The 9,580-nt window shown below is 64.2% G+C and carries 9 protein-coding genes; 5 read left to right on the top strand and 4 right to left on the bottom strand.

The annotated features are described in order from the left end of the window. Positions 1–600: 600 nt before the first annotated feature. The 5 genes from EN780_RS19635 to EN780_RS19615 are packed head-to-tail and all read left to right on the top strand — an operon-like array spanning position 601 to position 5,854. The gene (locus EN780_RS19635; protein WP_127282839.1) at positions 601–2,199 is read left to right on the top strand and encodes an ABC transporter substrate-binding protein; all 1,599 of its coding nucleotides are present in this window, start codon (positions 601–603) and stop codon (positions 2,197–2,199) included. A gap of 46 nt (positions 2,200–2,245) precedes the next feature. After that, on the top strand, positions 2,246–3,253 hold the full coding sequence (locus tag EN780_RS19630; protein ID WP_126056743.1) for an ABC transporter permease subunit: 1,008 nt from the start codon (positions 2,246–2,248) through the stop codon (positions 3,251–3,253). Between the two features lie 26 nt (positions 3,254–3,279). Next, entirely contained in the window at positions 3,280–4,164 is an 885-nt protein-coding gene (locus EN780_RS19625; RefSeq protein ID WP_245478370.1) for an ABC transporter permease subunit, read from the top strand. Beyond that, positions 4,164–5,027: an ABC transporter ATP-binding protein gene (locus tag EN780_RS19620; RefSeq protein ID WP_128275049.1), complete on the top strand. Its 864-nt coding sequence runs from the start codon at positions 4,164–4,166 to the stop codon at positions 5,025–5,027. Before EN780_RS19625 ends, EN780_RS19620 begins: the two co-directional genes overlap by 1 nt. Further along, a complete protein-coding gene (locus EN780_RS19615) occupies positions 5,024–5,854 on the top strand; it encodes a dipeptide ABC transporter ATP-binding protein (protein WP_126056740.1) in 831 nt (276 codons plus the stop codon). The genes EN780_RS19620 and EN780_RS19615 overlap by 4 nt, the downstream gene beginning before the upstream one ends. A gap of 121 nt (positions 5,855–5,975) precedes the next feature. On the opposite strand, the gene EN780_RS19610 is transcribed toward EN780_RS19615, so the two are convergent. From EN780_RS19610 to EN780_RS19595, 4 genes are all read right to left on the bottom strand, one after another. Further along, complete coding sequence (locus tag EN780_RS19610; RefSeq protein ID WP_128275048.1) at positions 5,976–7,256, bottom strand: cysteine desulfurase-like protein; 1,281 nt, start codon at positions 7,254–7,256, stop codon at positions 5,976–5,978. 40 nt (positions 7,257–7,296) lie between these two features. Continuing rightward, positions 7,297–7,974 (bottom strand): amino acid ABC transporter permease, encoded by a 678-nt coding sequence (locus tag EN780_RS19605; RefSeq protein ID WP_127282835.1) that lies wholly within the window; start codon positions 7,972–7,974, stop codon positions 7,297–7,299. 106 nt (positions 7,975–8,080) lie between these two features. Beyond that, positions 8,081–8,866, bottom strand: a complete 786-nt coding sequence (locus tag EN780_RS19600) for an ABC transporter substrate-binding protein (protein ID WP_128275047.1) — start codon at positions 8,864–8,866, stop codon at positions 8,081–8,083. 100 nt (positions 8,867–8,966) lie between these two features. Then, positions 8,967–9,580, bottom strand: a 614-nt coding sequence (locus EN780_RS19595; RefSeq protein WP_128275046.1) for an aminotransferase class V-fold PLP-dependent enzyme, incomplete at its 5' end; no start/stop codon positions are given.

Raw genomic sequence — 9,580 nt, 5'->3', positions numbered from 1 at the left:
GGCTTCACGGGGGTGGCCGCCTTCGACTTGGCCGTCGCCTTGGCCGCAGGCGCCGTCTTGCCGGACCCGGCGGCCGGCTTTGACGCGGCCTTCGTCTTGGCCGGAGCCGTGGTTTTTGCTGCCTTCGCCACCCTGTCCCTCCCGTCGTCGTTCACTCGTGCCGCGCCGCCTCTGAAAGACAGAAGCGCCCTCCGCCGCAATGGTTGCGGATTCCTCAAGAAATCCGGCATGCCGTCTATGTATTGCGACTATCCTTGGCCGTGCAAGTCTTGCCCTTGCGGCAGAAGCCCAAAGATTTGCCGTCGAAATCCTTCCGTCCTCCCGCGCCCGGAACGCATCTTGCCGAGTGGCGGGCCGCGCGAAGGAAGCTGCGCCGCGCCGATTTCGCGAAGGCGCCGATCAATAAAAAAATGCGATCGTTAACATTAACGTGAGCGAAAAATTATGCTAATTTCCTTCGGGGTTTTAGGAGATTTCGGATTCTTTTCCTGCTTCCCATGGGGTACGCAAACGGGGTGTTCCAAAGCCAGAAAAACGGTGCTTATATGCGCGCTTCGCGAGCCTGCTAGAGGGGCTTGGCAGAACATCAGGGAGTGCTCAATGAAAAAGAAACTGACTTTTGCAGCCGCGTTGCTGGCTGCAAGCGTCCTCAGTGGCGTGGCCAACGCCAAGACGCTGGTCTATTGCTCGGAAGCATCGCCGGCCAATTTCGACCCGGGTACGACGACGGGCGGTAACGATTTCGACGCTTCTTCGCGCACGGTCTATTCGCGCCTTGTCGAATTCAAGCATGGCGGCACCGAGATCGAGCCCGGCCTCGCCGACAAGTGGGAAATCTCGGACGACGGCCTGGTCTATACTTTCCACCTGCATCCGGGCGTGAAGTTTCAGACCACTGACTATTTCAAGCCGACCCGCGACCTCAACGCCGACGACGTCGTCTTCTCCTTCGATCGCCAGTTCAACAAGGAAAACCCCTGGAACGGCGAGAAGTATCTGCCGAACCTGACCTGGGACTACTACACCGGCATGGACATGCCGAAATACGTCGCCAAGTGGGAAAAGGTCGATGACCTGACCGTCAAGCTGACGCTGACCGAGCCGAACGCGCCGATGCTGGCCAATCTCGGCATGGATTTCGCCTCGATCGTGTCGAAGGAATATGCCGACCAGCTCGCGAAGGACGGCAAGATGGCCGACTTCTCGACCAAGCCGATCGGCACCGGTCCGTTCCAGTTCGTCGACTACCAGCTGGATTCGGTCATCCGCTACGCGGCCAACCCGGATTACTTCAAGGGCAAGGAAAAGATCGACGATCTCGTCTTCGCCATCACGCCGGATGCCACCGCGCGCATCCAGAAGGTGCTGGCCGGCGAATGCGACGTCGCGCCCTATCCGAACCCCGCCGACATCGGCACGATCAAGGCCAACCAGGACGTCACCCTGCTCGACCAGGCCGGCCTGAACATCGGCTACATGAGCTACAACACGACGATCCCGCCGCTGGACAAGCCCGAGGTTCGCCACGCGCTCAACCAGGCGATCGACCGGGAAGCGCTGATCAAGTCGCTGTTCCAGGATGCCGGCGCCACGGCTGCCCAGAACCTGATCCCGCCGACCATGTGGTCGTGGAACAAGGACGTGAAGTTCGATTCCTATGATCCGGAAGCCGCCAAGAAAGTGCTGGCCGACGCCGGGCTGAAGGAAATCCAGCTCTGGGCTTCCGACCGCGTTCGCCCGTACAACCCGAACTTCCAGCGCGCCGCCGAGCTGATCCAGGCCGACTGGGCCAAGGTCGGCGTCAAGGCCGAGATCGTCAACTACGAGTGGACCAAGTACCGCGAGGAAGGCAAGAAGAAGGAACGCCCCGGCGCCTTCCAGATCGGCTGGACCGGTGACAATGGCGATCCGGACAACTTCTTCGCCACCCTTTTCGCCTGCTCGGCGATTGGCGTGTCGAACTACTCCAGCTGGTGCGACAAGGACTTCGAGGACCTGATCCAGAAGGCCAAGAAGACCAGCGACCTGGCCGAGCGCACCAAGCTCTACGAGCAGGCGCAGGTTGTTTTCCAGAAGCAGGCCCCGGCCTTCCTTCTGGCGCACAGCCAGGTCTATGCGGTCGTGCGCAAGAATGTCAGCGGCTTCATGATGGACCCGCTCGGCATCCACCGCTTCGACGGCACCGACAAGGCCGAATAGAACTCTAGAGCGGGCGGCGCCGTTCGGCGCCGCCCCTTTTTTCAAGATGCTCCGATATCTTCTCAACAAAATCGCACTTCTGATCCCGACGCTGGTCGGCATCACCATCTGTGCCTTCGCCTTCGTCAGGCTGCTGCCCGGCGATCCCATCCTCGCCATGGCCGGCGAGCATGGCGTGACGCCCGCGCGCTATGAAGAGCTCAAGGAACAGTTCGGCTACAATCTGCCGATCTGGCAGCAATATGCGCGCTATGTCGGCGAGGTCGCCACCGGCGATTTCGGCGTTTCCATCTCGTCCAAGCGGCCGGTTATCGAGGAGTTCAAGACGCTCTTCCCGGCAACGCTGGAACTGTCGTTCTTCGCCATGATCTTCGCCATGGTGCTCGGCATCCCGGCCGGCATCTTCGCGGCCGTCAAGCGCGGCTCGTGGTTCGACCAGTCGCTGATGGGCACAGCCCTTGTCGGCTATTCGATGCCGATCTTCTGGTGGGGCCTGCTGCTGATCATCTTCTTTTCCGGCTATCTCGGCTGGACGCCGGTCTCCGGCCGCATGGGCCTGCAGTTCTTCTTCAAGCCGATCACCGGTTTCATGACCATCGACAGCATCCTCTACGGCAAATGGGATGCCTTCCGCTCGGCGCTGAGTCACCTCGTGCTGCCGGCGATCGTGCTCGGCACCATCCCGCTGGCGGTGATCGCCCGCCAGACGCGCTCGGCCATGCTCGAGGTGCTGGGCGAGGACTATGTCCGCACTGCGCGCGCCAAGGGCCTGTCGTCGGCGCGGGTTATCGGCGTGCATGCCTTGCGCAACGCGCTGATCCCGGTGGTCACCACCATCGGCCTGCAGGTCGGCACGCTGCTTGCCGGCGCCATCCTCACCGAGACGATCTTCGCCTGGCCGGGCATCGGCAAGTGGATGGTCGATTCCATCTTCAAGCGCGACTACGTCGTCGTGCAGTCAGGCTTGCTTTTGATCGCCCTCATCGTCATGGCCGTGAACCTGATCGTCGACGTGCTCTATGCCGTCATCAACCCGCGCATCAGGGCCGCGTGATGAGCCAGTCGACCGAAATCGCCCCGATGGCCAGCGGCAGCCCGGACCGCCTCACCGGCTTCAGGACCTTCTGGCACTATTTCTCGGTGAACCGCGGCGCCGTCATCGGCCTGTTCGTCTTCATCCTCCTGGTTCTGGCGGCGCTCTTCGCGCCGCTGCTCGCGCCCTATGCGCCCGACGTCCAGGACAAGACCGCGTTTCTGAGGCCTCCGGCCTGGCAGGCCGGCGGCAGCGCCCAGTATCTGCTCGGCACCGATGCGGTTGGCCGCGATATCCTCTCGCGCCTGCTCTACGGCGCGCGCTTCTCGCTGCTGATCGGCGCGGTGGTGGTGACTTTGGCGCTCACCGGCGGCATCACGCTCGGCCTGCTGGCCGGCTACTTCCGTGGCTGGGTCGACGTCGCGATCATGCGCGTCATGGACTTGATCCTCGCCTTCCCGTCGTTGCTCCTGGCACTGGTGCTGGTCACCATCCTCGGCCCCGGCCTGTTCAATGCGATGCTGGCGATCTCGCTCGTGCTGCAGCCGCATTTCGCCCGCCTGGTGCGCGCCGCGGTGATGGCCGAGAAGAGCCGGGAGTATGTCGTGGCCGCCAAGGTCGCCGGCGCGGGCCATCTCCGGCTGATGCTCGCCACCATCCTGCCGAACTGCCTGGCGCCGCTGATCGTCCAGGGCACGCTGTCGTTCTCCAACGCCATCCTGGAAGCCGCCGCCCTCGGCTTCCTCGGCCTCGGCGCCCAGCCGCCGACGCCCGAATGGGGCACCATGCTCGCCTCGGCGCGCGAGTTCATCCTGCGCGCCTGGTGGGTGGTGACCTTCCCCGGTCTTGCCATCCTGATCACGGTGCTTGCCATCAACCTGATCGGTGACGGCCTGCGCGACGCGCTCGATCCCAAGCTCAGGAGGTCGTGATGGCGCTGCTCGACATCCAGAATCTCGTCGTCGAATTCCAGACCGCATCGGGTCCGTTCCGCGCCGTCGACGGCGTCTCGCTCCATGTCGACGAGCGCGAGGTGCTGGCGATCGTCGGCGAATCCGGCTCCGGCAAGTCGGTGTCGATGCTGGCGGTGATGGGGCTGCTGCCCTGGACGGCCACGGTCACCGCGGATCGCATGAGTTTTGCCGGCCGTGATCTCCTGAAGCTCAGTCCTGCCGAGCGGCGCAAGATCGTCGGCAAGGACATGTCGATGATCTTCCAGGAGCCGATGGCCAGCCTCAATCCGTGCTTCACCATCGGTTTCCAGATCGAGGAAGTGCTGCGCTTCCACATGGGCATGGACCGGGCGCAGCGCCGGGCGCGCGCCATCGAACTCCTGAAGCAGGTCGGCATTCCCGAGCCGGCGGAGCGGCTGAACTCCTTCCCGCACCAGATGTCGGGCGGCCAGTGCCAGCGCGTCATGATCGCGATTGCCATTGCCTGCAATCCGAAGCTCTTGATCGCTGACGAGCCGACCACGGCGCTCGACGTCACCATCCAGAAGCAGATCCTCGACCTGCTGGTCTCGCTGCAGGCCAAATATGGCATGGGCCTGATCATGATCACCCACAATATGGGCGTGGTGGCCGAGACCGCCGACCGCGTCATCGTCCAGTACAAGGGCCGCAAGATGGAAGAGGCCGACGTGCTGTCGCTGTTCGAGAGCCCGAAGAGCAACTACACGCGCGCGCTGCTCTCGGCGCTGCCGGAGAACGCCGTCGGCGACCGCTTGCCGACCGTCTCCGACATGCTGTTCGAGCCGGCGCCCCAGGCGGCAAGTACCGGAGCCGCCTCATGAGCACCAGGGTCGTCGAAGGCAAGAACATCGTGCGCGACTACCATGTCGGCGGCGGCCTGTTCCGCGGCGCGCGCACCGTGCATGCGGTCAAGGGCGTCTCCTTCAGCGTCGACAAGGGCAAGACGCTTGCCATCGTCGGCGAAAGCGGCTGCGGCAAGTCCACGCTCGCCCGTATCATCACGCTGATCGATCCGGCGACGTCGGGCGAATTGTTCATCGACGGCAACAAGGTCGACATCGCCAGGGACGGTTTGTCGAAGGAGATGCGCCGCAAGGTGCAGATCGTCTTCCAGAATCCGTATGGCTCCCTCAACCCGCGCCAGAAGATCGGCGACGTGCTCGGCGAGCCGCTGCTGATCAACACCGACAAGCCGGCCGAGGAACGCCGCGACCTGGCCATGAAGATGCTGAAGAAGGTCGGCCTCGGACCCGAGCACTACAACCGCTATCCGCACATGTTCTCCGGCGGCCAGCGCCAGCGCATCGCCATTGCCCGCGCGCTGATGCTGAATCCGAGCCTGCTGGTGCTGGACGAACCGGTCTCCGCGCTCGACCTTTCGGTGCAGGCGCAGGTGCTCAATCTGCTCGCCGACCTGCAGGACGAGTTCCAGCTCACCTATGTCTTCATCAGTCACGACCTGTCGGTGGTGCGCTACATCGCCGACGACGTAATGGTGATGTATTTCGGCGAGGCGGTCGAATACGGCCCGCGCGACGAGGTCTTTGCAGACCCCAAGCACAGCTACACCAAGACCCTGTTCGCCGCGACGCCGCGCGCCGACGTCAGTTCGATCAAGGCAAGGCTGGCCAAGAAGAAGGCGGCGTAGACGTCCCTTCGTCATCCTCGGTCTGCGCCGCGTCGCTTCGCTCCTTGCTCCGCCTATGGATGACGACGCGGAGGTAGCCCCTCCCGATGACCTGCGCAGGCTCGGATCAAAGGTCGTCAGATCACGACAGCTTCGCGATAATCGCGCGCAGCGCCTCGCCGAATTTGTGCACTTCCTCAACCGTGTTGTAGTGCACCAGCGAGGCGCGGATGGCGCCGCTGTCCATCGACAGGTTGAGCCGTTTCATCAGCCGTGGCGCGTACATGTGGCCGTCGCGGATGCCGATCTGCAGCTCGGCCATCTCCTCGACGATCTTCTGCGGCGACAGCTTGCCGATGTTGAAGCAGAAGGTCGGCACGCGCTCGTGCAGGCGCGCTTCGTCGGCGACGCCGTAGATGGTGGCGCCGCAGTCTTTGAGCACCTTCAGCATCTCGCGCGCCAGCATCAGCTCGTAATCGCGGATGGCGTTCATGCCGGCAACGATGTTGTCGCGGCGCGAGCGGTTGTTCTCGGCCAGGAAATTGCGGCCGACCGATTCCAGATAACGCACCGCCGCGTCCATGCCCGAGACGTTCTCGTAGATGAAGGTGCCGGCCTCGACCTTGTAGGGCGGTTCGTCGGGGATGAAATCCTCGCGGAAAGTCGGCAGCCGCTTCAGCGTCTCGAAGCGGCCCCAGAGAAAGCCCATATGCGGCGAGAAATTCTTGTAGCCGGAGCAGACGAGATAGTCGCAGCCCCAGGCCTGCACGTCGATCAGCCCGTGCGGTCCGTAATGCACGCAGTCGAGGAACACCTCGGCGCCCGCCGCATGCGCGATCTTCGCCACCGAGGCGACATCGACGATCGAGCCGATCGAATGCGCGGTCACGGTGCAGGCGACGAGGCGGGTGCGCTCCGACAGCAGCGGCTTGAGATCGTCGACATGCAGATTGCCGTCCTCGCGCATGCGCCACCATTTGAACCTGGCGCCGGCCTGCTCCAGCGCCAGCCATGTGGCGATGTTGGCGTCATGGTCCATGTCGGTGACGACGATCTCGTCGCGTTCCGAAAGCATCTGGCCGATGCCGAGGCTGACCAGGCGGATGAACGAGGTGGCGTTCATGCCGAAGCAGATTTCCGACGGACTGTAGGCGTTGATCAAAAGCGCCACGCTGTCGCGTGCCTCGGCGACCGACCGGTCGACGGTGACGCTGCGGCCATAACGGCCGCCGCGCTGCACATTGTGCCCGACCAGATGGTTGGTCACCGCGTCGAGCACGCTTTGCGGGATCTGCGCGCCGGCGGCATTGTCCATGAAGATGAACTCGCCCGCTTGGCTGAGCGCCGGGAACATGGCGCGGATCTTTTCGACCGGGAACGAAGCGGCGCCGTCCTGTGCCTTCGAGATATGGTGTTGGTTCACGGACGTCTCCTTCAGTGTATCGATGTCGTTCAAGGTGGGATCAGTGCGCGCCGGACCGGGCCTTGCCGCGCTCTTCGAGGTAGCCGACCAGCCGCACCAGCGGCCACAGGAAGGCGAGATAGATGATTGCGGCGCCGATCAGCGGCGTCGGATTGGCCATCAGCGCCTGCGCGTCGGTGGCCTGCTTCAGAAGGTCGGGCATCGCCACCACCGAGGCCAGCGCGGTGTCCTTGAACACCGAGACGCAGTTGCTGGTCAGCGGCGGGATGACGACCCGGATCGCCTGCGGCAGGATCACCTTGCGCATGGCGACCCAGAACGGCAGGCCGAGCGCTGCGGCAGCCTCGAACTGGCCCTTGGGAATGTTCTCGATGCCGGCGCGGCAGACTTCCGCCGTGAAGGCGGCAAGCACCAATGACAAGGCAAGGGCCGCCGACACGAAGGACGACAGGCGGATGCCGACGAAGGGCAGGGCGTAATAGATCAGGATCAGCACCACCAGGATCGGCAGCGCGCGGAAGATGTCGATGTAGAGGATCGCAAGCCGCCTCAGCGGCTTCGGCGCATAGAGCCGCATCAGGCAGATCGCCAGCCCGGCAATGGTGCCGAAGACGATTGCGGCGCAGCCGAGCAGGATGGTGTTGCCGAGCCCGCGGATGAGGATCGGAAACGATCGGACGAGGATGCCCCAGTTGAAGAAGGTGTCGATCAGCTCCATCGGCGTCACCCGTTAGACGCGGCCCGCCGCGCAGGCGGATCCGAATGGTCGAAGCGAGAGCGCCGGCCGTGACCGGCGCTCTCGTGCGAGTTTGCGACTGCTGGCCCTATTGCGGGATCGGCCCCGGCGTCACCGTGCTGGTGCCGGCTTCCGGATCGACGCCGAACCACTTCTTGTGGATCGCGGCCATCGTGCCGTCCTTCTTCATCGCGGTGATGGCGTCGTTGACCTTTTCGAGCAGCGGGTGGCCCTTCTTGGTCATCATGGCGAAGCGCTCGCCGGTCGGAATGCGCACCAGGATCTTCAGCGCCGGCATCTGCTTGATGGCGAACAGGAAGCCGGCGAGCTCGCCGGCGCCGCCGTCGATGCGGCCGTTCTGCACGTCGAGCAGCAGGTCCTGCTGGGCGTTGTAGCTCTTGGTTTCGGCGACGCCGAGCTTGCCGGCGTTTTCCTTCATATAGGCCTCGCCGGTCGAGCCGGCGATGACGCCTATGGTCTTGCCTTTCAAGTCGTCGAGCGACTTGATGGTCGAGTCCGCCTTGCCGACGATGGTGCCGTCGCTGTCGTAATAGGCCTGGGTGAAGCCCTGGTTCTGCAGGCGCTCCTTGGTGATCGAGATCGACGACACGGCAAAGTCGATGCGGCCGGAAGCGGTCGCCGCGAACAGCGCCTGGAAGCCGAGATCCTGGAACTCGACCTCGGCGCCGATGCGCTTGGCGACGTCGTTGGCGACATCGACCTCAAAACCCTCGAAGCCGCCGGAATCGGTCTTGTATTCCCATGGCGGGTTGGCCGGGTAGGCGCCGACCATGATCTTGTCGGCGAAGGCGGGCGCGGCGAAGGCGACGCCGGCAGCGATGACCACGCCAATCAGTCCTAGACGTTTGAACATGTTGCTTCCCTCTGGTTCGGCCACTTCGCGTGGCGCATTTCCTCTTCCGCCCCTTTCGGCGTCCAGCTCCCGGACGCCGCAGGCGAGGCGGCGCCTGAAATCAGGATGCGCGGCGCTGGCGCGAGCCGATCAGCTCCCGCAGCCGCGCGATCAGCGCATCGACCGCCGCGCTCGTCGTGACCATGCCGGGCGACAGCCTGAGCGTCGTGCCGCGGGCGTCGCAGTAAAGTTGCTCGTCGCGCAGCGTCGCAACGAGCTTCGCGGCCTCGACCCCTTGCGGGAGGCCGATCATCACGCTGCCGCCGCGTTTCTCCGCATCGAGCGGCGAGCGGATCGTCCAGCCATTGCTCATCGCGGCGTCGATGATGCGCCCGACATGCGCCGCGTTCTGCGCGCGGATGGCGTCGATGCCGGTCTCTTCCAGCCATTGCAGGCCGGGCAGCGAGGCGACGCTGGCCAGGATCGCCGGCGTGCCGTGGTCGAAGCGGCGCGCGTCGCTTGCGTAGCTGGAAGCGTCGAGATCCCAGGAGAACGGATTCGGCTGGCTGAACCAGCCGCGCAGCTCCGGCCGGCATGTCGAAAGAAGGTCGGGCGCGACTTGCAAAATGCCGGCGCCGGAGGCGCCGCACAGCCATTTGAGCGAGGTCGAGACGACGAAATCGACCGGCGTCGCGGCAACGGAAAATGGCGCCACGCCGATACCCTGCGTGACAT

Source organism: Mesorhizobium sp. M4B.F.Ca.ET.089.01.1.1, assembly GCF_004022605.1.
Taxonomy (GTDB): Bacteria; Pseudomonadota; Alphaproteobacteria; order Rhizobiales; family Rhizobiaceae; genus Mesorhizobium; species Mesorhizobium abyssinicae.
Note: the sequence above shows the minus strand (reverse complement) of the source record. Positions and strands in the feature narration are given on the sequence as shown.